This window comes from Clostridium sp. L2-50 (genome assembly GCF_000154245.1).
Classification (GTDB): Bacteria; Bacillota; Clostridia; order Lachnospirales; family Lachnospiraceae; genus Coprococcus.
Genome location: NZ_DS480326.1, coordinates 132,588 through 156,219 on the forward strand (window position 1 = coordinate 132,588; position 23,632 = coordinate 156,219).

22 protein-coding genes are annotated in these 23,632 nt (G+C 41.1%); 2 read left to right on the plus strand and 20 right to left on the minus strand.

Annotated elements, in window-relative coordinates; translation table 11 throughout:
- Nucleotides 1-330 precede the first annotated feature (330 nt).
- The 9 genes from CLOL250_RS11780 to CLOL250_RS11820 all read right to left on the minus strand — a co-directional run bounded on the left by CLOL250_RS11780 (nt 331) and on the right by CLOL250_RS11820 (nt 8,854).
- A complete protein-coding gene (locus CLOL250_RS11780; protein WP_008402759.1) occupies nt 331-1,713 on the minus strand; it encodes a sensor histidine kinase in 1,383 nt (460 codons plus the stop codon).
- Nucleotides 1,714-1,770: 57 nt separating this feature from the next.
- Nucleotides 1,771-2,481 (minus strand): response regulator transcription factor, encoded by a 711-nt coding sequence (locus CLOL250_RS11785; RefSeq protein ID WP_008402760.1) that lies wholly within the window; start codon nt 2,479-2,481, stop codon nt 1,771-1,773.
- A 60-nt stretch (nt 2,482-2,541) separates the two neighbouring features.
- Complete coding sequence (locus tag CLOL250_RS11790; RefSeq protein ID WP_008402761.1) at nt 2,542-4,308, minus strand: Na/Pi cotransporter family protein; 1,767 nt, start codon at nt 4,306-4,308, stop codon at nt 2,542-2,544.
- Between the two features lie 143 nt (nt 4,309-4,451).
- Nucleotides 4,452-4,742: a hypothetical protein gene (locus CLOL250_RS11795; RefSeq protein WP_008402762.1), complete on the minus strand. Its 291-nt coding sequence runs from the start codon at nt 4,740-4,742 to the stop codon at nt 4,452-4,454.
- Between the two features lie 36 nt (nt 4,743-4,778).
- Complete coding sequence (gene phoU, locus CLOL250_RS11800) at nt 4,779-5,429, minus strand: phosphate signaling complex protein PhoU (RefSeq protein WP_008402763.1); 651 nt, start codon at nt 5,427-5,429, stop codon at nt 4,779-4,781.
- 14 nt (nt 5,430-5,443) lie between these two features.
- Nucleotides 5,444-6,199: a phosphate ABC transporter ATP-binding protein PstB gene (gene pstB / locus CLOL250_RS11805; RefSeq protein ID WP_008402764.1), complete on the minus strand. Its 756-nt coding sequence runs from the start codon at nt 6,197-6,199 to the stop codon at nt 5,444-5,446.
- 27 nt (nt 6,200-6,226) lie between these two features.
- Nucleotides 6,227-7,090: a phosphate ABC transporter permease PstA gene (gene pstA, locus CLOL250_RS11810; protein WP_008402765.1), complete on the minus strand. Its 864-nt coding sequence runs from the start codon at nt 7,088-7,090 to the stop codon at nt 6,227-6,229.
- Nucleotides 7,091-7,942: a phosphate ABC transporter permease subunit PstC gene (pstC, locus tag CLOL250_RS11815; protein WP_008402766.1), complete on the minus strand. Its 852-nt coding sequence runs from the start codon at nt 7,940-7,942 to the stop codon at nt 7,091-7,093. It abuts the gene before it with no gap.
- A 15-nt stretch (nt 7,943-7,957) separates the two neighbouring features.
- The gene (locus tag CLOL250_RS11820) at nt 7,958-8,854 is read right to left on the minus strand and encodes a substrate-binding domain-containing protein (protein WP_008402767.1); all 897 of its coding nucleotides are present in this window, start codon (nt 8,852-8,854) and stop codon (nt 7,958-7,960) included.
- A 255-nt stretch (nt 8,855-9,109) separates the two neighbouring features.
- Here CLOL250_RS11820 and tsaA point away from each other — a divergent pair, with 255 nt between their 5' ends.
- Nucleotides 9,110-9,835, plus strand: a complete 726-nt coding sequence (gene tsaA, locus CLOL250_RS11825) for a tRNA (N6-threonylcarbamoyladenosine(37)-N6)-methyltransferase TrmO (protein WP_008402769.1) — start codon at nt 9,110-9,112, stop codon at nt 9,833-9,835.
- A 402-nt stretch (nt 9,836-10,237) separates the two neighbouring features.
- Here tsaA and CLOL250_RS11830 read toward each other — a convergent pair whose 3' ends face one another.
- From CLOL250_RS11830 to nadA, 5 genes are all read right to left on the minus strand, one after another.
- Nucleotides 10,238-10,573, minus strand: a complete 336-nt coding sequence (locus tag CLOL250_RS11830; RefSeq protein WP_008402770.1) for a cupin domain-containing protein — start codon at nt 10,571-10,573, stop codon at nt 10,238-10,240.
- A 46-nt stretch (nt 10,574-10,619) separates the two neighbouring features.
- Nucleotides 10,620-12,020, minus strand: a complete 1,401-nt coding sequence (gene pdxR / locus CLOL250_RS11835) for a MocR-like pyridoxine biosynthesis transcription factor PdxR (RefSeq protein WP_008402771.1) — start codon at nt 12,018-12,020, stop codon at nt 10,620-10,622.
- Nucleotides 12,021-12,551: 531 nt separating this feature from the next.
- A complete protein-coding gene (gene pdxT, locus CLOL250_RS11840; RefSeq protein WP_008402772.1) occupies nt 12,552-13,115 on the minus strand; it encodes a pyridoxal 5'-phosphate synthase glutaminase subunit PdxT in 564 nt (187 codons plus the stop codon).
- Nucleotides 13,116-13,190: 75 nt separating this feature from the next.
- Complete coding sequence (gene pdxS, locus CLOL250_RS11845; RefSeq protein ID WP_021944999.1) at nt 13,191-14,066, minus strand: pyridoxal 5'-phosphate synthase lyase subunit PdxS; 876 nt, start codon at nt 14,064-14,066, stop codon at nt 13,191-13,193.
- Between the two features lie 638 nt (nt 14,067-14,704).
- A complete protein-coding gene (gene nadA, locus CLOL250_RS11850) occupies nt 14,705-15,619 on the minus strand; it encodes a quinolinate synthase NadA (RefSeq protein WP_008402775.1) in 915 nt (304 codons plus the stop codon).
- Nucleotides 15,620-15,835: 216 nt separating this feature from the next.
- Here nadA and CLOL250_RS11855 point away from each other — a divergent pair, with 216 nt between their 5' ends.
- Nucleotides 15,836-16,588 (plus strand): putative ABC transporter permease, encoded by a 753-nt coding sequence (locus tag CLOL250_RS11855; RefSeq protein ID WP_008402776.1) that lies wholly within the window; start codon nt 15,836-15,838, stop codon nt 16,586-16,588.
- 223 nt (nt 16,589-16,811) lie between these two features.
- Here CLOL250_RS11855 and CLOL250_RS11860 read toward each other — a convergent pair whose 3' ends face one another.
- The 6 genes from CLOL250_RS11860 to CLOL250_RS11885 all read right to left on the minus strand — a co-directional run bounded on the left by CLOL250_RS11860 (nt 16,812) and on the right by CLOL250_RS11885 (nt 23,525).
- On the minus strand, nt 16,812-17,744 hold the full coding sequence (locus CLOL250_RS11860; protein WP_008402777.1) for a DMT family transporter: 933 nt from the start codon (nt 17,742-17,744) through the stop codon (nt 16,812-16,814).
- Between the two features lie 43 nt (nt 17,745-17,787).
- Nucleotides 17,788-18,945, minus strand: a complete 1,158-nt coding sequence (locus tag CLOL250_RS11865) for an ATP-binding protein (protein WP_008402778.1) — start codon at nt 18,943-18,945, stop codon at nt 17,788-17,790.
- Nucleotides 18,908-19,714 (minus strand): tRNA threonylcarbamoyladenosine dehydratase, encoded by an 807-nt coding sequence (locus tag CLOL250_RS11870; RefSeq protein ID WP_008402779.1) that lies wholly within the window; start codon nt 19,712-19,714, stop codon nt 18,908-18,910. The genes CLOL250_RS11865 and CLOL250_RS11870 overlap by 38 nt, the downstream gene beginning before the upstream one ends.
- A gap of 300 nt (nt 19,715-20,014) precedes the next feature.
- Nucleotides 20,015-20,869 (minus strand): hypothetical protein, encoded by an 855-nt coding sequence (locus CLOL250_RS11875; protein WP_008402780.1) that lies wholly within the window; start codon nt 20,867-20,869, stop codon nt 20,015-20,017.
- Nucleotides 20,870-20,988: 119 nt separating this feature from the next.
- Nucleotides 20,989-22,263, minus strand: a complete 1,275-nt coding sequence (locus CLOL250_RS11880) for a leucine-rich repeat domain-containing protein (protein WP_008402781.1) — start codon at nt 22,261-22,263, stop codon at nt 20,989-20,991.
- A 38-nt stretch (nt 22,264-22,301) separates the two neighbouring features.
- Nucleotides 22,302-23,525, minus strand: a complete 1,224-nt coding sequence (locus CLOL250_RS11885; protein WP_008402782.1) for a leucine-rich repeat domain-containing protein — start codon at nt 23,523-23,525, stop codon at nt 22,302-22,304.
- Nucleotides 23,526-23,632: the final 107 nt, after the last annotated feature.

Genomic DNA, 23,632 nt, shown 5'->3' on the forward strand with positions numbered 1-23,632 from the left:
TGTCTAAATCAACCTGTTTAACTCATTGCCCCATCATTTTTCCGTTCACTATATATATACAACAAAAGCCGAAAATTACCAGTGGTAAATCGTATTTTCATCTTTTTCACGCCTTAAAATTTCTTATGTCGGTAAAGTTTTGTATATTTTTAATAAAATGAATTGTGCATTTCTTACATTTTTACCTTGAAATTTAAAATAGCGTGTGTTAATATAATATCAGAATAGTAAATAACATACAATCTTGAATTTTAAATCGGTGTGTGTGAATACTTATAAATCAAAGGAGCCTGTTTCCTAACTTCTTACAGGCTCCTTTTCCTTGTCTTTTTATCTGCTCTGAAAGGTAATCGTTATCTCTGTTCCCACATTCGGTTCACTTGTTATATCAAGCTTCGCATCATGCTGCGCTACGATGTGTTTTACGATCGCAAGTCCAAGACCGGTTCCTCCGGTTGACTTCGACCGACTCTTATCGACCCGGTAGAATCTCTGGAACACCAGCCCCAGATGCTCCTCAGGTATTCCGATACCGGTATCCTTCACCTTCATGACAACTGAATGATCTTTCTCATAAGAATACACAGTTACTTCTACAGTTCCATCCGGTTTATTATATCGGATCGCATTATCGGTCAGATTATATACCAGTTCTTCCATCATCATCTTATTACCCATAATATAGCTTGGCTGACCGGAGAACTTCAATGTAACATTATGTTTTTCTGCCGATAGCATCAGCATATCCACATTCGATCTTGCAACCGCACACAGATCGATCCGTTCCATAGATGGTGCATTCTCTGTTACATCAAGCTCTGACAGACGAATGATGTCATTGATGAGGGTAAGCAACCGATTTGAATTACGATGGATCTCTGTAGCAAATCGTCTGACATCACCATCTGCCGCCATTCCGTTTTCAATCAGCTCAGAATAACCGGAGATTGCTGTCAGAGGTGTCTTTAACTCATGAGATACATTTGCCGTAAATTCCTGTCGCATCTGTGCATTCTCCATAATATCATTATGCTGTTCCCGGATTGTATCGATCAATGGACGAATCTCCTTATAGGCGTTAATATCGTCAACATGATCCAGATCCTTTGCCATCTGTCCGATCGGACGGACGATACTCTTTGTCAGATATCGCGATATCAGAACCACGATAGTCACAAGTACCAGCATAATAACCGTCATACTTGGAAGTCCCTTCAAAAAAACACTGACAATGCTGCTTGTCTCCTTTGATACACGAAGTACACAACCATTTGAAAGCCGGATCGCATAGTAGAATGTACTCATATTGAGCGTCTGGGAAAGACGGGTATCCTCGCCTTCTCCTTTCTCAAATGCCTCCTCAATCTCCGGTCTGTCGTTGTGTTTTCCCATGGTCTCCGGATCTGCCATGTTATCATACTTAACCGTTCCATCCGGTGCAACTAATGTAATACGCAATTCTGTATTCTTAATTCTTACATTGCGGAGCTCACTGATATCATCAAATAATCCTGCACTCTTCAAGGTCTGTGTGTAATTTTCCAGATCGCGCATGATCTCCTTTTTAAACAGATCATAATAAACCGTTGTCGAAAGTATCATCGTACACAATATCGCAATCAGCGTCAATGCTATAAAGCGACTGTTGATCTTGCTGGATAATCGTTTGTCTTTTCTGACCTTCTTATCCTTTTTATCTTTCTGTTCTTCCATAAAAACCTGTTCTTTCTGTTATAAGATTCTTCTGTTATAAAATTTTCCTGCTTCTTCTTATTCCATCTTATATCCGACATTACGAACTGTCTTGATCATATTCCCTGCATCTCCCAGTTTCTGGCGCAGAGTCTTGATGTGCATATCAAGAGTCCTGGATTCACCTTCGTAATCCGTTCCCCACACATCCATCATGATCACTTCTCTCCGAAGTACAATTCCGGCGTTGATCATTAACAGCTTTAACAATTCAAATTCCTTAAAGGTCAACTCACACGGAATATCATTCACATGCACGATACGCTTCTCGGAATCAAGGGTTACGTTCTTCAGTCGAAGAATCTGATCCTCCTGAATACTCTTGCTTCTGCGAAGCAATGCTTTAACTCTGGATATAAGCTCCATTACGCCGAATGGCTTTGTCAGATAATCATCTGCTCCGATATCCAATCCCTTTACCTTATCAAGTTCTGTTGTCTTTGCCGTCACAAGAATGATCGGCACACGCACAGTCTCCGGACGTTCTCTTAATTTTCTGACAATCTCCAGTCCATCCTGATCCGGTAACATGATATCCAGTAGGATCAGATCCGGAATCTTCTCTGTCATTCTGGAAAAGAAGCTCTTTGCATTTGCAAATCCTTCTGTTACATATCCCGTGTTCTTTAAGGCAAACATTTCTATTTCCTGAATGTTCATATCATCTTCTACAATATAAATCAATGCCTGCATCTGCCGTTCCTCCTGTCTCTGTTCTTTCTTATCCATAATAATATATTTCTAATATATGGTCAAAGTAATTTACACTTTATGATATCGTATGCTTTACTATAAACTGTACTTTTCCTTATACATGCTGTACATCGCCTGAAACTCTACATTTGATTCCTGTTTGACCCGGTTCAGATACTCATGCATATCAAAGCTGTCTGTCTTAACCTGAAGCAGTGATGCAGCCACATTTGAACAGTGATCTGCCACACGTTCATAATTATTCAGAAGATTTTCAAGAGCGATACCAAGCTCGATCGTACATTTTCCCTTCTGCAGACGTTTGATATGCTGCTTTTTGATCGTAGCATTCAGCCCATTAATTACTTCCTCCAATGGTTCAATCCTCTTTGCTATTTTCATATCATCTTCATTCAGTGCTTTACAGGTCATGCTCATGATCTCATAAACTGCATTTGAATACAGATTTAATTCTGCCATTGCTTTATCTGAGAATACCATTTCTTCCTTGTGCATCTTAGCATAAATTTCTGCGATCGCTAATGCATGGTCGGAGATACGCTCCAGATCTCCGATACAATGAAGCCCATTGGATACACGTTTGCTGTCTTCCTCTGCCAGTTCTTTTCCGCTGACCTTCGCCAGATACGTTCCAAGTTCATCTTCGTATTTGTCTACGATATCTTCCAAAGCCTCAACACGTTGCCATTTCTCATCCGAATAATCCTTCATCAACTCTAATGAATCGTATAACGCTTCAGCTGAATACCCTGCCATCTGATTCATAACATCCATGCTCTGGGTAACGGCAAACGCCGGCTGCTCCAGGAATCTGGCATCCAGATGCTTTAACGGTACAAGCTCCGCAATCTCCTCAACAGGTTCTTCCTTCTCACGGATCGTAAGAGTTGCCAGCTTCTCAAGACCCTTTCCAAACGGAAGTAATACAATTGTTGTCAGAATATTAAATATACTGTGGATCACTGCAATGCCAGCCGGGGTTGCCATATCCTGTAATACACCGAAATTTACAAATGCATTGATCGAATAGAATACGATCATAAAGAGAATGGTTCCGATCAGATTAAAGTAAAGATGTACAAAAGCTGCACGTTTCGCATTTTTCTTTGCTCCGATACTGGATAATAATGCCGTTACACAAGTACCGATATTCTGTCCCATTATAATAGGAAGTGCCGTTCCATATGTAACTGCTCCTGTCATGCAAAGTGCCTGTAAGATACCAACCGATGCCGATGAGCTCTGGATGATTGCTGTAAATAATGTTCCTACGATCATTCCGAGTACAGGATTTGAGAACATTAAAAGCACATTTGCAAATTCAGGAACATCTGCAAGAGGAGCAACCGCACCGCTCATTGCATCCATTCCGTACATAAGGATCGTAAATCCCAAAAAGATCATGCCAATATCATGTTTTTTCTCATTCTTGGAAAACATCAGAAATGCAATACCGATAACCGCTAGGATCGGAGAAAATGAGGATGGCTTTAACATCTGGATCCAGATACTGTCTCCCTGAATTCCTGACAAACTTAAGATCCAGGAAGTAACTGTCGTACCGATATTGGCACCCATGATAATGCCGACCGCCTGACGCAGTTTCATAATTCCGGAATTTACAAAGCCAACAACCATAACGGTTGTAGCCGATGATGACTGAATAACCGCTGTTACAGCCGCTCCAAGCAGCACCCCTTTGATCGGCGTTGAAGTCAGCTTTTCAAGGATACGTTCCATCTTACCGCCCGCCGCACGGGTCAGACCGTCTCCCATTACGTTCATACCAAATAAAAACAATGCAAGTCCGCCAAACAGTGCAAGTACATCAAAAATACTCATAAAAAAATTCCTTCCTTTTTACATAAATTAGACATTTGTACCTTCGCACATCATCGTATAACAGGTATGTAAAAAGGAAAGGATTCCTACGTAAAGTCTGTGTAAAATTTTAAAATTTATTTTACATTTCACGCTGAATGCGTTTAATGTTCTTCCTGTCTCTGTTCAAGATACGTTCTGTCAGGACCGTCGTTTTGTAAAATACATACGGTACCGCCAATCAGTCCTACCAGACAAATACCATATCCTGCCGATACCAAAATGCTCTCTGCCATACTCCATGATGACATAAGCCCGATTCCTTTCAACGTGACAGCTACAATCACAGCGATCACGCCCCAGACGATACTGTTCAATAACAAAAACATTTTTATCAGGTGCTGTTTACTTTTTCCTTTACCGGCATCTGCTGTCATATTCCATATATATCTCATGACAATCACCTCCTGATCCTGTATCTCATAAGACTCTTAATTTCCGGATATGTGTTCTCCTGTTATATAATATATGACCCATTCTGAAATATTCGTAGCATGATCGCCAATCCGCTCCAGATATTTTGCAACCATCAAAAGATCGGTTTCCTGTTCCCCTGCATCTGCATTCCTGTGGATCAGATTGATCAATTCACTCTTCACTTTTATAAACAGATCATCTACCACATCATCCTGGGCAACAACTTTTCTTGCTTTTGTAAGATCAAGATTCACATATGCTTCTATACTGTCAACCAACATGACCATGCTTTCTTTTGCCATTGCCTTAATATGTTCCAATTCTTTTACATAAGGTTTGCCTGCCATCTGGATCGTCAGTTCGGAAATATCTGCTGCATGATCACCGATACGTTCCATATCCGTTACCATTTTGAGCGCAGATGAAACCTGACGAAGATCTGTTGCAACCGGCTGCTCCATTAAAAGAAGTTTAAAGCACAGACTCTCGATATCCTTTTCCTGCTGATCGATCTGATCATCCCTGCGGATAACCTCCTGTGCCAGATCAACATCCTGATTTACAAGTGCTTTGATCGCCTTTTCGATCACACCCTCGATCATGGATCCCATCTCAACCATTTCATCATTGAGTTTTTTCAACTGTCTGTCATAATTTGTCCTCATTATCTTTACTCCTTTTAACCAAATCTTCCTGTGATATAATCCTCAGTTCTCTTATCCTGTGGTTTCGAGAACATCTTCTCGGTATCATCAAATTCGATCACCTGACCCAGTAAGAAGAATGCTGTCTTGTCTGCAATACGAGTTGCCTGCTGCATATTATGTGTAACCATGATAATCGTATAATCATGCTTCAGCTCCATAGCAAGATCTTCGATCTTTGACGTAGAAATCGGATCAAGCGCTGATGTCGGTTCATCCATCAGTAAGACCTCTGGTTCAACCGCAAGTGCTCTGGCGATACAAAGTCTCTGCTGCTGTCCGCCGGAAAGACCCAGTGCCGATTTCTTCAGTCTGTCTTTTAATTCATCCCATATTGCTGCCTGCTTGAGAGACCGTTCTACGATCTCATCCAGTTTTTCTTTATTATGGATACCATGTGTCCTTGGACCATATGCTATATTGTCATATACACTCATTGGGAAAGGATTTGGATTCTGGAACACCATTCCAACCCGTTTTCTTAGCAAATTTACATCCATTCCGTCAAATATATCTTCACCATCTAACTTCACATCACCCGTGATGTTACAACCTTCCACCAGATCATTCATACGGTTTAAACATTTTAAGAATGTTGATTTACCGCATCCGGAAGGTCCGATAAATGCTGTAATCTGCTTTTCCGGTATTTCCATATTTACATCTTTTAACGCATGGAATTTACCATAGTGAAGATTCAGATTTTTTACATCAAATTTTATATTGCTCATCAATTTATCTCCGTTTATATCTATCTGTTATCTGTCTTTTTCTGTTTTCGCCGACATTTTCTTTGCAATTGCATCGGATGCGAAATTAATCAATACTACGAATACAAGAAGAACAACGGCTGTTGCATATGCCTGATCCGTATGAAGTCCCTCTTTGGAAAGAAGATACATATGTACGGACAAGGTTCGTGTGGAAGAAAATAAATTCTTCGCTATTCTCGGCACACTGCCTGCCGTATAGATCAACGCTGCTGTCTCTCCGACAATTCGCCCGGTTGCAAGGATAACACCGGATAAAATACCCGGAACAGCACTCGGTAAAACAACCTTAAATACTGTACGAAGTTTTCCTGCACCAAGTCCAAAGCTTCCTTCTCTGTATGACTTTGGAACAGCCAGCAAGGCTTCTTCTGTTGTTCTCATGATAACCGGAAGCACCATGATCGCCAGTGTAAACGCACCGGACAGCAGGGACAATCCCCATCCAAGCTTTGTCATAAATAAGATCATTCCGAACAAACCATATACAATAGATGGAATACCTGTCAGTGTCTCTGCAGTGATACGTACAATTCCAACCAGCTTATTTCCTGATTTTGCATACTCCACCAGATAAATAGCTGCGAAGATACCGATCGGTCCCGCAATCAGCAGTGACAGTAATGTCATAAACAACGTATTAACCAATGCCGGAAGCATCGAGCAATTATCCGATGTATATTCCAGCTTGAACAGATCCGGTGTCAGATTCGGAATTCCTTTTGCAAGAATATAGATCAAAATAAAAGCAATACAAACCAACGTCAAAGCTGCTGCCAGATAAACAAGTATCCGAAGGATCAGTGAGCCGGGACGTCTTTTATATTCCGCAAGTAAATTTCTTTTTCCCATTTAGTTCACCGTCTTTCTTTTTAAAATTGAAAACAGCAGGTTAATGATCAGAATGAATACAAACAATACAACACCTGTTGCGATCAGAGCCTCTCTGTGAAGATCCTGGGCATAACCCATTTCCATTACGATATTTGCAGTCATGGTTCTAACACCCTTCATCAATCCTTTCGGCATATGGACCTGATTTCCCGCCACCATGATAACAGCCATTGTCTCACCGATCGCACGACCAACGCCCAAGATGATCGCTGCCATGATACCGGATCTTGCAGCCGGTACTACGGTAAGAAATACACTTCTTTCATGTGTCGCTCCAAGTGCTAATGCACCCTGATAATATTTATCCGGGACAGCACTGATCGAAGTTTCAGATACACTGATGATCGTCGGAAGTATCATGATGCCAAGCAGTACAGATGCGGTAAGCATTGTATTTCCGTTCACTCCGAAAATCTGTCTGACTGCCGGAACAAGTACACACATTCCAAAAAATCCGTATACAACCGATGGGATTCCTGCCATCAGATTGATAAATGGTTTAATGACCTTATATGCTTTTGGTGGGCAGAATTTTGATAAAAATATCGCTGTCAGAAGTCCGATCGGAACGCCGATCACGATTGCCCCGGCCGTAACGTAGATACTGCCAAGAATAAACGGAAGGATTCCAAAATAATTATTGGTCGGTCTCCAGACTTTGCCAAAGAGGAAATCAGTCAGACCGATTTCCTTCATGGCAGGAATACCACTTGCAAATAAGAACACACAGATCAATAAAACCGCTGCTATCGATACAAATGCCGCTAACAGGAATACGATATGCATGAATATTTCTTTAAACTTTTGCATAGAGGACACTCCTTACTATTTGACATCTGCCCAGGTTGCTGCTTCTCCTGTAAAGATTGATTTTACCTGATCGGTAGTTAAATCAGTTGCAGGGTTATTCTTATTTACAATAACTGCGATACCATCCATTGCGATTACAGTAGCTGTAAGTCCTTCACCTGTCTCGCTATCCTTCAGTTCTCTGGATGCCATACCGATATCACATGTACCATCTGCCGCTGCTGTAATACCTGTTGTTGAATCAGATTCCTGAAGCTCGATATCCGCACCACTGTTCACTGCCTTATATGCCTCTGTTAATTTCTCCATAACAGGAGTTACAGATGATGATCCGGCAATTACGATTTTACCGGTTGCACCTGAAGACTTAAATGCTCCTGAATTTGCAATCTCAATGTAACCATTACTTGATACGATCTTCTGTCCGTCTTCACTCATAATATAGTTGATAAAATCCTGTGCTACATCACTTACCTGACCCTTTGTTACAATGTTGAATGGTCTTGATAATGTGTATGTACCGTTGTTGATATTATCTGCTGTTGCTTCAACGCCGCCGATCTTAACTGCCTTTACTGTATCATTTAATGCTCCGAGTGAAATATAACCGATCGAATAATCGTCTCCTGCAACGGTTGTGAGAACTACTTCTGTACTGTTTGCTGTAATCGCACTCGTAGTTGTCTTATCAACTTTATTTCCATCTGCGTCCTTTTCTTCTACACCGGTCAGTTCCACAAATGCTCCTCTTGTACCTGAGCCTTCCTCTCTGGATACAACTGAGATCTCCTGTGATGTATCAAAACTTCCGCTCTTGGAATCTGAACTACCTTTACTTCCACATCCTGCAAGGCATCCTGCCGCAAGTGCTGCACTTAATGTTACCGCTAAAATCTTATTTCCTTTTTTCATTTTAATTTTCCTCCAATTGACTCTCTGGACTCAGAATCGTTCATCTTTCTGATCCATTCAAAATTATGTAAATTGCGAAACCGGATCGCGCGCCCTTTTCCGGATCGCAGGATTATCATACGGCATCTATGTAAAATACATCACCATCCCAAAGTAAAGGAAAAGTAAAAACTTTGTGTAAACGGAAGAAATGTAAAATTATGAAGAAAAGCACTTTATGAGTTTCTATGGAAAATAAAAAATATTCATGTTACTATGAACAGCAGATACAATTTCGTTTTACGAAAGGATAAAGAAAAGAACGATATGAATATCATCGGACATGTATATACAGATTTTCAGGAAAAATTCGGAATTCCCAGACAGAGCGGTCTGGTGGATGAACTGACCGGAACGGTCGTTTTTCTGCCGGAATACAGGCAACCGGAAGCCTTCCGGGGGCTGGAGGATTTCTCCCACATCTGGATCCTGTGGGAATTCCATAAAGCCAAACGGGAGAACTGGAGTGCAACAGTAAAGCCGCCAAAACTTGGCGGCAATAAAAGAATGGGCGTATTCGCGACCAGATCGCCGTTCCGCCCAAATAATATAGGTCTGTCTTCTGTAAAATTGACAGGAATTGAATATACCGATGACTATGGTCCGATCCTGCATATCTCCGGTGTCGATCTTTTAAACGGTACTCCTGTATATGATATCAAACCTTATATTCCATATACGGACTGCCACCCGGATGCCACCGGCGGTTTTACCGAACACATTCATACGGAAAAACTGGATGTCATCTTTCCGCCGGAGCTTCTGGCAATGATCCCGGAAGCCAAGCGTCCTGCCTTGATCGGCATTCTTGCAGAAGATCCGCGTCCCGGCTACCAGCACGATCCCGACCGCAGATATGGCGTCGCCTTCGCAGGCTTCGACGTGCGCTTCCACATCAACGGCAACGTCCTCACAGTGTGTGAGGTGGTGGCTGTACAGTGACATTTTCAGATGGAGCATACCTATTATTCCGCAAGACACTCTCGTTCTATCCTCATGTAGCAGTACATAAGGTAGCAAAATACGCTACCTAAGTACTGACATTCGGACAGGCTTGCTTCATAATAGTATGCCCCATCTGAAAATTGATACTGGATAGCCACACACAGCTTCGTATAATCATAAATGCCTGTATATATATTTTATGCAGCAGACCTATCCGGAACGTCGGTCCTTAACGAATCACCGTAAGGTGAGGAGTTTAGTACCGCTACGTGATAACTGAGACCTTAGCGAGGTTTTGCCGAGGTTAGTTCGAAGTTATACAGAGTAGGATAGAACGAAAGTGTTCTGCGGAATAAAGATATATATACAGGCATTAGTGATTATGCGAAGCGTACGACTCTAGTGCTCGTGTTCAGGTACTACGGCGAAGAATATGAGGTCTTCGCTGCCTTCATTTGACAGGCTGTGGGTCGCTCCCTGCGGACAATAATGGCAGTCGCCCGGATACAACTTCTCTTTGGTGTCCTCATACTCCATCGTTCCAACACCGGAAAGTACGTAAATGATTTCACTGTTTGTCTCATGCATATGTGTTCCGATTGATGAACCAGGCACAAGTCTGCCCCTCATGATCTTGTTATTCATATCCTGAAACATATGCACATGGAATGTTCCTTCTCCCCCTTTAAAATTCTCGATCGCTGATTCTGCGATTGTATCAAACGATATCTTCATATGATTCCTCCTTATATGGTTCCTTATATTAACATCCGCACACTCTTTATTCGATACTTTCAATCAATCTTCTGACTGCTTCTTCTATATGCTCCGGCATGATACCGGAATAATTAATGACCAGTGTATGATATCTGGCATTTTCGGTATTTCTATAATACTGGCTGAGAAATGAAATGTGAATATCTCTTGCTTCGGCATTATTCCGCAACCGCTCATCACTGTAATTCGTATCAATCTCCAACAGGAAATGCAGCCCTGAATTCTCTTCGCGAATACGAATCTTGTCCGGATTCATATATTTTTTAATGCATGCAAGTACCAGATCCCGCTGTTCTCTGTAATAATTACGCATGCGGTTAATGTGTTTTTCCAGACAACCATCGGTGATAAATCTTGCAAGTGTATATTGCTCGATATTTGACACCGTACATGCATAAAAGCTGAGCATCTCATCATATCGCCGCATCAAACTCTCCGGAAGAACCATATAACTGATACGGATCGTAGAGGAAAGGCTCTTGGAAAATGTGTTGATATAGATGACCTTTTCGCCCACATCGATACTTTCAAGTGTAGGTACCGGCTTGCCAACCAGTCGAAATTCACTGTCATATTCATCTTCGATGATATAGCGGTTGTCCTTTCTGGATGCCCAAGATAACAATTCATATCTCCTGCTGACAGGTGTTACCAGTCCGGTCGGAAAATGATGCGCCGGCGAAATATGAAGTACATCTGCACCAGATTCTTCCAGAGCCTCCATATTGATCCCATTTTCATCCATTGCCACAAATTTGCAGCATACATTCTGTGCCTGATAGATCCTCGATATCTTCTGATACCCCGGATCTTCGACCGCATAACATTTGTCATAGCCAAGCAGCTGAATGATAAGACCATAGAGATATTCTGTTCCGGCTCCTATGATGACCTGCTCCGGCTTCACATCCATACCACGGAACTGATACAGATAGCCTGCTACCGCGCTTCGCAGCTCATAGACACCCTTGGACGGTGATCTGGACATCAGCTCTTTGCTGTTTTCCGCCATCACTTCTTTTAAAAGCTTTGACCAGATGCTGAATGGAAACGCATCCTCTACCGTTGAGTTACTGGCAAAATCCGCAAAATATGTTTTCTTTTCTTTCGGCTTTTCAAATTGCTTCGCCGGTCGCTCCGGCAACGGCTTCATCAGATCTGCCGAAATGTCCGTAACATAATAACCGCTTTTCGGAATCGAATAAATATATCCTTCGGCAACCAACTGACTGTATGCATTTTCCACGGTGATCGTGCTGACATTCAGATTTTTTGCAAGCAGACGTTTCGATGGCAAACGTTCCCCTGCTACAAGCTTCTTAGACAAAATATCTGTTTTGATCTGCTTGTACAGATATTCATATAACGTATCTGTTCCTCGATTTTCCAGTGCATATGTCAGCATAGCAAACCGCCCTTCACATTATTCCTGCCGGCATCACAACCCACCTTGCGATACCATAGTTATTAAATATTATATGTGGGAAGAAAGCATTATGCAAGTTTTTTACATTCTATAGATAGACAAAAACTCTATGGCATCCCGCCCTGTGCCTGTCCTTATAGAAATGCCGTGCTGCGTTTTCTACTCACTGCACATGTTAAATTCGTAAATACTCCTGTGCTAACTCGCCTTCGGCTGAGCGGAGCACTTAGTGAAGACGAGCGTTAGCGCGAAGTCTGAGGTTAGTGCGTGCCATGTAAGTACACTTAGCGAAAACAAGCGTGAGCGTAGTTTGAGGTTAGTGTAGCTTACTCGAATTCAACAATGTGCAGTTCATAACGAAATCCTCGCAATGGCATTTCTATAAGGACAGGCGCAGGGCGGGATATCACATAGTTCTTATATATGGACAATAAAAAACGGTATTTATTATCGTACAGTCAACCTGTTCAATAATAAATACCGTTATCTTATTGTTTACTTTTATTGTCCTTATTTGATCATGTCTAAGAACATCTGATGAATACGGGTATCATCGGAAAGCTCCGGATGGAATGCCAGTGCGATCTGGTTCTGATATTTTACCGCTACAATGTGACCATCTACCTCGGCTAATACCTCAACACCCGGCTTTACGCTCTCGATATATGGTGCACGGATAAATTCCATCGGATATACTCCAAGACCTTTGATCTCGCCATCATAATGAAAGCTTCCAAGCTGTCTGCCATATGCATTTCTCTTTACGCAGACCGGAAGGGTCGCAAAATGACGTTTATCATCATTGGACAGTTCTTCTGCAAGAAGGATCAGTCCCGCACAGGTTGCAAGAACCGGCATGCCCTGTTCGATCTTTTCTTTTAATGCATCATACATATCAAGCTCTTTTAACAGCTTACCCTGAACAGTGCTTTCGCCACCCGGCAAAACGATACCGTCAAAATCCTGTTCCAGATCACTTTTCTGTCTGAGTTCTATTGTTTCTGCTCCAAGGCTCTCTAACATTTTCTCGTGTTCGATAAATGCGCCCTGAACCGCTAATACTGCTATCTTCATCGTGTCTGTTCATCCTTTCGCTTATGTCGATCATCCATCATTACGATATCCGCATCTATTTGTCTGTCTGATATTTTACTTACCACGCTCAGCCATAAGGAGTTCGATCTCGCTCTCATTGATACCAACCATAGCTTCACCAAGATCCTCTGATAATTCAGCGATCAGTTTTGCATCTGTGAAGTTTGTAACAGCCTTAACGATGGCATTTGCACGCTTCTCCGGATTTCCTGACTTGAAGATACCAGATCCAACGAATACGCCTTCAGCACCAAGCTGCATCATAAGAGCTGCGTCTGCCGGTGTAGCAACACCGCCTGCTGCGAAGTTTACAACCGGAAGGCGCTTGTGCTCATGTACATATAATACAAGGTCATATGGAACCTGAAGAACCTTTGCTGCATCATATAATTCATCTTCACGCATAGAAGAAATACGTGCGATCTCGCTGTTCATCATTCTCATATGTCTTACCGCCTGAACAACATCACCTGTACCGGGTTCACCCTTTGTACGGATCATGGATGCACCTTCATTGATTCTACGAAGTGCCTCGCCGAGATCCTTAGCACCACATACAAATGGTACTTTGAACTTTGTCTTGTCGATGTGATATACATCATCAGCAGGTGAAAGAACTTCACTCTCATCAATGTAATCGATCTCGATTGCTTCAAGAAGCTGAGCTTCTACAAAATGTCCGATACGGCACTTTGCCATAACAGGGATAGATACTGCATCCTGAATACCTTTGATCATCTTAGGATCACTCATTCTTGATACACCACCTGCTGCTCTGATGTCAGCAGGAATACGCTCCAGTGCCATAACTGCACAAGCACCTGCTGCCTCTGCAATCTTTGCCTGCTCCGGTGTTGTTACATCCATGATAACGCCACCCTTTAACATCTGTGCCAATTCTTTGTTTAATTCATACTGTCTGTTTGCCATAATCGTAACTCCTTTTTTCATTTGATGTGTGTATTTATCTGTAACATATTCATCCTTGAATATCACTACTCAAAATCACGAACAGATTCACTACAAACCTGCTAGGATTTATTATAAAATTATCTGACCATATTGAAATATTCAATTTTAAACTTTTTTTTATATCCAAACTGACCATATCAATATGTCGCATATGCAAATACCAGATATCAGATTATGTAAACTGACCTCTCGGGCAGATCACCATATTGTATAATAAACAAAATAGCAGGAAAATGTTGCGAAAACGCCTGCGTTTCGCATTTTTTCCTGCTATTTATCTTTAGCTCCTCCAACCACCAGAATAATATATAATAAAGCACGACCATATCGTATGATAAAACCATAACGGAAGCGACCGTGGCATACGCAATCGATTGTTGAATAGCTTAGGCAGATCACCGTATTATATAATAAACAAAATAGCAGGAAAATGTTGCGAAAACGCCTGCGTTTCGATGGTTTTGTGCCGGGATGGAGGACACAACGATTTTATCGTGTCCGAAATCCCGTGCATATAAAAACCAATCGAAGCAAAGTAAGTTTCGCATTTTTTCCTGCTATTTTTGTTTATATGAAATACAGTGATCGTCCGGCTTCTAGCCAAGGCGCAGCATCGCATCGATGCTCTTTCTGGCTTTCTGCATTGTCTCCTCTGTAAGGGTAATGCTCTCGCCCTCACCATTTACCACGCAGTTATAGACATCACCAAGTGTCGTCATCTTCATGTTGTGGCATACACAATCCTTAGACAATGCATAGAAACGCTTCTCCGGGTGTGCAAGCTGAAGGTGTGACACGATACTGTTCTCCGTACCGATAATGAATTCTTTTGCATCACTCTTTGCTGCATAATCCATAATTCCGGTTGTACTTCCGGCATAGTCTGCAAGCTCCGTTACTTCCTTTAAACATTCCGGATGTACCAGAAGTAATGCATTTGGATGAGCTGCTTTTGCTTTCTCTACATCTTTTACGGTTACTCTGACATGTGTCGGACAGCCGCCCGACACCAGCTTAATATTCTTTTCCGGTACCTGCTTTTTTACCCATGAACCGAGATTACAGTCAGGAATAAATAAGATATCCTTTTCCGGCATATTCTTCACGATCTTTACTGCCGAAGAAGATGTAACACAGACATCACTCAACGTCTTTACTTCTGTTGTAGTATTCACATATGCCACAACTGTATAATCCGGATTCTTTTCACGAAGGGCAGCTAACAGATCATAGTCGATCTGGTCTGCCATCGGGCATCCGGCATCCGGCTCCGGCAGGTATACTGTCTTTTCCGGTGATAACAGTTTTACAGTCTCTGCCATAAAACGCACACCACACATGATCATAGTCTTTTGAGGTGCTTCCGCTGCTCTCTGTGCAAGGCCAAAGGAATCTCCTACATAGTCAGCTACTTCCCAGATATCATGGCTCTGGTAGGCATGTGCAAGAATACAAATATCCTTTTCCTTCTTTATTCTCATTATTTCATCCTGCATCTCTTTTATATTCATGACAATTTTCTCCTTTGTCTGTTATGTTTTCATTTTTTGTTAAAGAATGCACAGTAAGTATACCGCATATTGAGAAAGATTACCATCTATTTCAGCACAAAAAGCCTGAGCACATTTAATTTATTGACTTTATGGCCGCGATATGTCACAATTTGTATCAATGAAAAAAAAGCCATAATTCTATGGAAAAATATAAATCAGAAAGGTTGAAATATTATGAATAAAGCTCTTGTATTATTGTTTTTATTTTTTATCGGAAGTCTGATCGGATGGGTGATTGAATTGTTCTTCCGCAGATTCTGTTCTCCAAATGGTCGAACAACAAAGAAATGGGTAAATCCCGGCTTTCTGGTCGGTCCTTACCTTCCGCTATATGGATCAGGACTATGCGTCTTGTATATGCTAGCATCTATTAACCTGTCATTTCTGGATGAACATCCAATCATTGAGAAGATTGTTTTATTTGTATTTATGGCGATCGCTATGACCGTGATCGAATACATCACCGGATTGATCTTCATTAAGGGAATGAATGTAAAACTCTGGGACTACACAGACCGATGGGGCAATATTCAGGGAATCATCTGTCCACTGTTTTCATTCTTCTGGGCAGTTCTCGGCGCGACCTACTACCTGCTGATCCATCCACATGTTTTATCAGCACTTGACTGGTTATCCAGAAACCTTGCATTTTCATTCTTTATTGGATTCTTCTACGGCGTGTTCCTGATTGATATCGTTTACTCCTTCAACCTTATCGTTAAGATACGTAAGCTGGCTGCCGAATATGAAATCGTCGTTAAGATTGACGAACTCAAACAGCATCTGTTAGAGGAAGCTGAGCTCCGTAAGGAAAAATCACATTTCTTCCTTGCTATGAAAAATGCTCGACCACTCCGTGAGATATTTGAGGATTCGTTAGAGAAATATTCCATTAAGAAGATTCTGAAAGAAAAGAAGAAGAAATAATGTACAAACGAGTTTCATATTAAAATGAAACAGCCTGTATAGCATCTGACTATGAAGAAACCATAGCATAGACGACTGATTTTCAACGCTCCGATGCTGGAACAGAGGGCACAACGATTTTATCGTGTCCGGCGTTCCATGCAGATCGGAGATAAGTCGAAAAGAAGGAAGTCATGCGTGTTTCTCATAGCCAGATGCTGTACAGGCTGTTTCTTTTTTATTGTCAGGATTTCTTCTCCCCCACAGGAATCTGTGCGAAGATGATCGCAATAAAGATCAACAGGCAGCCAAGGAGCTGGCGGGCGGTCAACACCTCACCAAGGATCACCCAGCCGGCAAGTACTGAAAATACAGATTCCAGACTCATGATCATAGATGCCAGCGTCGGATTCAGTCCATTCTGTGCAATAATCTGCAAGGTATAAGCAACACCGCTCGACATCACACCGGCATACAGAATTGCAACCCATGCATCCCATGACTGTAACTGTGGAAGCCATGCTGCTATTCCTGCTGCCGAATGTCCCATCTCTGAAAAGAACATCGGAAATGCACTGAGTACCCCGGCAACCAGGAACTGGATACAGGACATCCGTACACCATCAACCAATGGTGAAAAATGATCGATCACCAGAATATGTATAGCAAACAAAAATGCACAGAGCAATACAAAGAGATCACTGTTCTGAAATGATAGCGCCCCCGCTGTCATACATAAAAGATAAAGTCCTACAATCGTGATCACCATTCCAAGCCAGATATTCCAACCACATTTTTTCTTTAAAAACAAACCAAGGATCGGAACCAGCAGAATATAGCAAGCCGTCAGAAAACCGGCCTTTCCTGCCGGAGTGCCATAATACAGACCAAGCTGCTGTGCCGAGCTTGCAAAGAACAATGCCATTCCGCAGCACAAACCACCGATCCATAACAGTCTCCGTTCTGCGACTGTCTTCGGCTTCTTATTACTTGGATTAATTTTATCAAGTAACCTGATCACCGGAAGCAATACTACACTTCCAACCAGACTTCGTATACAATTAAAAGAAAATGGTCCCAGTGCCTGTCCGCCTTTACTCTGTGCCACAAAGGCGGTTCCCCAAATAAATGCCGTAAGAACTAACAGGAGTGAATTTCTGATTTGTCTGCTTTTCATTTGTATTTCCTCTTCCTATCTTGTTTATTGTCAAATAGTTACATTATTCCTTTGGATCATTTTCTGTACAGATATTTTTCCTGTCATATGCATCCAGAAAATGATGCTTCTCTCCGTGCTGCTTCCATGCAACAACCGTGTCCAGATTTACATTTTCCACACTCTTGAAAATATTCCCTTCCACATAAGGATTTACCTGCTTCAAAGTCTGAATCAGTTCCTTGATCTCAACACGTTTCGAACGATTCTCGTTATTACAAGTCGTACAGGTGTCCGTGAATTTGCATGCACACTGGATAAAATGCAGACCATTATAGTCCCTCCATGCCTTGATATCATCCTCACGCACCAGATATAACGGTCGGATCAGTTCCATCCCTTCAAAATTCGTGCTGTGAAGCTTCGGCATCATCGTCTGTACCTGTGCACCATACAGCATACCCATCAATATGGTTTCAATTACATCATCATAGTGATGACCAAGTGCAATCTTATTACAGCCAAGCTCCTGTGCAAAATGATACAGATGTCCTCGTCTCATTCGTGCACACAGATAACATGGTGACTTCTCTACCGTAAACACCGATTCAAATATATCCGATTCAAATATCGTGATCGGGATATTCAGACTTTTTGCATTTTCTTCTATAACCTTCCGGTTCGTCTCACTGTAACCGGGATCCATAACCAGAAACTTAACTTCAAATTCAAATTTGTTATGCAGCTTCAATTCCTGAAAACATTTCGCCATCAGCATGGAATCCTTACCACCGGAAATACATACTGCGATCTTATCTCCCGGCTTCACCAGCTCATATGTGTTGATCGCCTTGGTGAACTTCGACCAGATGCTTTTCTTGAATTTCTTACGCAGGCTCAGCTCAACATCCTTCGCCTTGTTCTGCTCCTCCGGCTTGCTCATAACATCTAACAGCCATGCAGCATAACCGCCTTCCAGACTCTCTGCCTGATATCCTTTTTCTTTCAAATGCTCCGCTACGTCGATGCTGACTACGCCTCTCGCACAGAAAATAACAAGCAGCTTGTCCTTATCCACCTCGCTGCTTGTCTCTATTTCTTCCGCAGGAACCGCAATCGCATCCGGCACTGCCCCATGAGAGATCTCAATGGCATCCCGGATATCGATCAACCGATAACTGTCTTTATTTCGATTCTTTAATTCCGCTATTGTAATGCTCATATGCACGCTGCCTTTCTTCTTTGCACAAATCTTTTACCACTTCACCTGCAATGATCAGTCCTGCTACAGATGGTACAAACGCCACACTGCCCGGAATATCTCTCCGCTCTGTACATTTGTGCTGTGTTCCCGGAGGGCAGATACACTGTGTTCTGCAGCTGATCGACATATCCTCAAGTGGTCTTACCGGCTGTTCTTCCGAATATACAACCTTTAACTTTTTCACGCCACGCTTCTTAAGTTCCCGACGCATAACCTTTGCAAGCGGACATACCTTTGTCTTATAAATATCTGCTACCTGAAACATACTGCCATCCAGCTTGTTTCCTGCGCCCATACTGCTGATGATCGGCACTCCTTTTTTCTGTGACTGGAGCACCAGCTCAATCTTAGCCGTAACCGTATCTACTGCATCTACAACATAATCATAGGAGTCAAATGGAAATTCATCTGCATTTTCCGGCAGGAAAAAGCATTTGTGCATCTCGACCTTAGCATCCGGATTTATGTCCAGAATCCGTTCTTTCATAACATCTGTTTTATATTTCCCCACAGACTTTCTGGTGGCAATAATCTGGCGGTTCAGGTTTGTCAGGCATACCTTGTCATCGTCGATCAGATCAAAGGAACCGACACCGCTTCGTGCCAATGCTTCACATACATATCCGCCAACGCCTCCAACGCCGAATACCGCTACTTTTGAATTTGCCAATTTGTCCATTGCTTCTTTACCAAGCAATAATTCTGTCCGGGAAAACTGTGTTAACATGTCTATCTCTCCTAAATAACCTACTAAAATGCTAGGCAAAATTATAGGACCTGAAAAGGTTCTTTGTCAATGATTTTCTGGCAAAAAGGGCCGGTATTATACCACGTCATATAATACCGGTCCTGCTTACTTATGCCTTCACTATAAAACTATTCTTTAATACTAAAATATACATGTTATCTGTTCTGCTTATGTTCTTATCCTATGATTGCCTTGATTTCAGTTTTACTCATTTCGGTTACATCCATGATCTGTTCTAAGGAGTAGCCTTTCTTATGCATTTTCAGGATAATCTCTGATTTACCAGCCGCTTACTGAAGGTGCTGAATATATAACTCTCTCACCCTTTCCGTTCGTTTTTACAAGAACCAGCTTGGCATTGCTATATATGTCATGTTTTTTATACACAATGTAATCACCTTGCAACGTAAAATACTCAATGTTTCCATAATTGGATGCATTTTTATCCTTATACATGTTGTAGATTTCTGTTGCTTTTCCCTTTGATGTAGTAAACCATAATGATTTTGAAAAATAATAACCATTTTTACTGTATCCTCTGGTTGCAACAGAACCTTTTGAATTCTTAATAGGCGTTTTTGAATAACGATGGTTATTAAAAGTAACCGATTTTTCTCTCTTTTTCTTTTTTCCTGAGAGTGTCATTGAATATATACCAGCCGACTGTTCGTATCCGTAAGATCCAGACTTAATAAACTTAGTTTTATTATAGTAAATTTTCTTTCCGGCTAATACATAATTGTCGCCTTTTGCAAGCGTTGTTTTTTTGCCACTCTTAATGGAAACGCGTACAATATATCTGTCCGATCCGTCAGATCCACGGTGATTGTCATAAATTGCATACAGATAATTACCTTTTTTCTTTAATCTGTAGAATCCTTTTCCATTTGTTTTCGCTATTGTTTTTGTCTTTTTTGTTTTGATATCATAGCAAAAGATTTTACCTGTCTCCGTTATGGAATAGTAAACCTTATTTTTACTGATCACTACAGAACAACTTCCGCCTCCATAATAGTTGTCCTGTGTCTGATAAGTCTTCGTCTTTGCATCTGCCTGACTCGGACAAAGCATGCATCCTAACAGAACTGCAAGCAGCCCAATCCAAATGGCGTGTGCCTTAAAAAATTGTTTCATATTAATTCATCTCCTTACCGTTTGTCAGGAGAAAGTGAAATCATCTTATATTTCACTTTCTCTCTTTTAATAAATTGCAATCGCTCTGCGGCTTTTACAAATCCCGCATTGATATACTATTATTTAATCTTCCACGTCTTTACGTATCCGACGGATTTCTTTTTCAGCTGTTTCTTTAAAGCTGTCTTTGCTTTCTTTGTGCCTTTCACAGTAATGGTTGCTTTCTTATTAATTCCCTTGAATGCATTCTTACTGATGGTCTTCAGCTTTCCTGTTGTAACTGTGATCTTCTTCAGGTTCTTACAGCCGGAGAATGCTTCTTTACCGAGCTTCGTCACGTTACTTCCGATTGTAACTGTTATCAGCTTCTTGTTACCCTTAAATGCTTTATCTGATATTGCAGTTACCTTATAAGTAACACCTTTTACTTTTACTGTAGCCGGGATGGTAAGCTTCTTGGCTTTCTTGTCCGTGATCTTTGTCACTGTAACAGTTGGATTCTTCTTAGAAGATGAAGTTACCTTTACTTTAAGCTTCTTGGAAGATACGGTAAGGGTTGTACCTTTCTTCGCCGGAGTTATATTATTCTGTTTTGAATCATCTGATGGATTCTCTTTCCCGGACAATAATTTGATTGGTAAATTATTGTCCTTTGCGTATTTATATGCTGCGGAATTTTTACTACAGATAATCGTAACACCTCTGCTAAAAGCAGGCCACCGATTTACGTTCAAAGGCTCGCCCTTTTTTCTTACATCAATTTCAATTACACTGTCCGGTATAACAATAGAATCTAACTTATCGCAGCCACAAAATGCTCCCTCATCGATACTTGTTACGCTATCAGGTATCGTTATATCGGTTAAATTGCTGCACATAGCAAATGTTCTACTGGAAATTCTTGTTATTCCCTCCGGCAATACTACTTTTTTTAATTTACATGCATAAAAAGCCTCACATCCTATACTTCTTACATTTTCGGGTATAGTGATACTGGTCAGCCCGGTAGCAGAAAATCCCCAACTACCTATACTTGTTAAACTCTTTGGTAACGATATACTGGTCAGCTTTACGCATAACGAAAATGCATCATCTCCTATACTTGTTACTCCCTCCGGTATCGTTACACTGGTTAAACCGGTACAATCATTAAATGCCCTGTCTCCTATAGTTGTTACCTTCTTACCATTAATCTCCCCCGGAATTACAACTTCCGTCTTATCCCCCACATAACCGGTAATAGTAATTTCACTTTCTTTTTCTTCATACATAAAACCATTATATGTTTTCGACTCTGCCGCCTGTGCAGTCTTACCGATTCCACCGCACAGCAATACGCACAGAACTAAGTACAAGCCTGTATAAATCAGGCTTCTTATCTTCTTTTGTATCATTTCTCCTTCATCCTCCTGCTTATCCTTTTTAGGATTTTTTATTTAATTTTCCATGTCTTTACATAGCCGATGGATTTCTTTTTCAACTGTTTCTTTAAAGCTGTCTTTGCTTTCTTTGTTCCTTTCACAGTAATGGTTGCTTTCTTATTAATTCCCTTAAATGCATTCTTACCGATAGTCTTCAGCTTTCCTGCCGTAACAGTGATCTTCTTCAGGTTCTTGCAACCGGAGAATGCTTCTTTACCGATCTTTGTTACATTGCTTCCGATCGCAACTGTCGTCAGCTTCTTGTTACCCTTGAATGCTTTATCCGAAATTGCAGTTACTTTATAGGTTACACCATTCACCTTTACAGTAGATGGAATTGTAAGATTCTTGGCTTTATTATCGGTAAACTTCGTAACTGTAACGGTCGGATTCTTCCTGAAAGATGAGGTTACCTTTACTTTGAGCTTCTTAGATGAAACAGTTAATGTTGTGCCTTTCTTCGCCGGTCCAGGCATTAATTTGATTGCTATATTACGCTCTTTTGCATATTTGTATGCAAAAGAACCTTTGTTGCAAATTATACTTCCAAGACTTATGTTCCCAACAGAATCAGTGAAATTATTGTAGCCTATACTTGTTACACTATCCGGTATTGTTATACTGACTAAATTTTTGCATCCCTCAAATGCCTGATCATCTATTTTTGTTATACCTTCTTCTAAAATAACACTCTTTAAACCACTATACGAAAATGCATTATTACCTATTCTCTGTATATTCTTTGGTATGGTAATATTTGTTAAGCTATAACAAGAAGCAAAAGCCCAGATACCTATATGTGTCAGGCTCTCCGGTAATGTTATACCGGTTAAGCTTTTGCATCCCTCAAATGCACATGTTTCTATATTTGTCAAGTTCTCCGGCAATGATACTCTGCTCAGTTTTTTACAATAACTAAACGCATACATATCTATCGTTGTTACACCCTCCGGTATTGTTATACTGACTAAATCAACACAATTTTCAAATGCTCTGTATCCTATCTGTACTACTTTTTTTCCGGCAATCTTTTCCGGAATCACAAGCTCCGTCTTACTCCCTTTATAACCGGTAATTACAATTCCATATCCATGATCTTCATAGGTAAAGCCATTGTATGTTTTTTCCTTTGCCGCCTGTGCAGTCATACCGATCCCGCCACACAGCAATACACATAAAATCAATCCCACGCCTGCATAGATCAGGCTTCTTAACTTCTTTTGCATCATTTTCATTCATCTCTCTCCTTTTCTCTTATACTATAATTTCCATAAGTTACGTTGCTTTTTCTTCATTTGTATGCATAATTCCCCGATGCCTGTAAAAAAGCATAAACATTAAT

What these genes read in the sequence shown, in the direction of transcription:
- CLOL250_RS11780 (WP_008402759.1), bottom strand. Translation starts at nt 1,713, where the DNA reads ATGGAAGAACAGAAAGATAAAAAGGATAAGAAGGTCAGAAAAGACAAA.
- CLOL250_RS11785 (WP_008402760.1), bottom strand. Translation starts at nt 2,481, where the DNA reads ATGGATAAGAAAGAACAGAGACAGGAGGAACGGCAGATGCAGGCATTG.
- CLOL250_RS11790 (WP_008402761.1), bottom strand. Translation starts at nt 4,308, where the DNA reads ATGAGTATTTTTGATGTACTTGCACTGTTTGGCGGACTTGCATTGTTT.
- CLOL250_RS11795 (WP_008402762.1), bottom strand. Translation starts at nt 4,742, where the DNA reads ATGAGATATATATGGAATATGACAGCAGATGCCGGTAAAGGAAAAAGT.
- phoU (WP_008402763.1), bottom strand. Translation starts at nt 5,429, where the DNA reads ATGAGGACAAATTATGACAGACAGTTGAAAAAACTCAATGATGAAATG.
- pstB (WP_008402764.1), bottom strand. Translation starts at nt 6,199, where the DNA reads ATGAGCAATATAAAATTTGATGTAAAAAATCTGAATCTTCACTATGGT.
- pstA (WP_008402765.1), bottom strand. Translation starts at nt 7,090, where the DNA reads ATGGGAAAAAGAAATTTACTTGCGGAATATAAAAGACGTCCCGGCTCA.
- pstC (WP_008402766.1), bottom strand. Translation starts at nt 7,942, where the DNA reads ATGCAAAAGTTTAAAGAAATATTCATGCATATCGTATTCCTGTTAGCG.
- CLOL250_RS11820 (WP_008402767.1), bottom strand. Translation starts at nt 8,854, where the DNA reads ATGAAAAAAGGAAATAAGATTTTAGCGGTAACATTAAGTGCAGCACTT.
- tsaA (WP_008402769.1), top strand. Translation starts at nt 9,110, where the DNA reads ATGAACAGCAGATACAATTTCGTTTTACGAAAGGATAAAGAAAAGAAC.
- CLOL250_RS11830 (WP_008402770.1), bottom strand. Translation starts at nt 10,573, where the DNA reads ATGAAGATATCGTTTGATACAATCGCAGAATCAGCGATCGAGAATTTT.
- pdxR (WP_008402771.1), bottom strand. Translation starts at nt 12,020, where the DNA reads ATGCTGACATATGCACTGGAAAATCGAGGAACAGATACGTTATATGAA.
- pdxT (WP_008402772.1), bottom strand. Translation starts at nt 13,115, where the DNA reads ATGAAGATAGCAGTATTAGCGGTTCAGGGCGCATTTATCGAACACGAG.
- pdxS (WP_021944999.1), bottom strand. Translation starts at nt 14,066, where the DNA reads ATGGCAAACAGACAGTATGAATTAAACAAAGAATTGGCACAGATGTTA.
- nadA (WP_008402775.1), bottom strand. Translation starts at nt 15,619, where the DNA reads ATGAATATAAAAGAGATGCAGGATGAAATAATGAGAATAAAGAAGGAA.
- CLOL250_RS11855 (WP_008402776.1), top strand. Translation starts at nt 15,836, where the DNA reads ATGAATAAAGCTCTTGTATTATTGTTTTTATTTTTTATCGGAAGTCTG.
- CLOL250_RS11860 (WP_008402777.1), bottom strand. Translation starts at nt 17,744, where the DNA reads ATGAAAAGCAGACAAATCAGAAATTCACTCCTGTTAGTTCTTACGGCA.
- CLOL250_RS11865 (WP_008402778.1), bottom strand. Translation starts at nt 18,945, where the DNA reads ATGAGCATTACAATAGCGGAATTAAAGAATCGAAATAAAGACAGTTAT.
- CLOL250_RS11870 (WP_008402779.1), bottom strand. Translation starts at nt 19,714, where the DNA reads ATGTTAACACAGTTTTCCCGGACAGAATTATTGCTTGGTAAAGAAGCA.
- CLOL250_RS11875 (WP_008402780.1), bottom strand. Translation starts at nt 20,869, where the DNA reads ATGAAACAATTTTTTAAGGCACACGCCATTTGGATTGGGCTGCTTGCA.
- CLOL250_RS11880 (WP_008402781.1), bottom strand. Translation starts at nt 22,263, where the DNA reads ATGATACAAAAGAAGATAAGAAGCCTGATTTATACAGGCTTGTACTTA.
- CLOL250_RS11885 (WP_008402782.1), bottom strand. Translation starts at nt 23,525, where the DNA reads ATGAAAATGATGCAAAAGAAGTTAAGAAGCCTGATCTATGCAGGCGTG.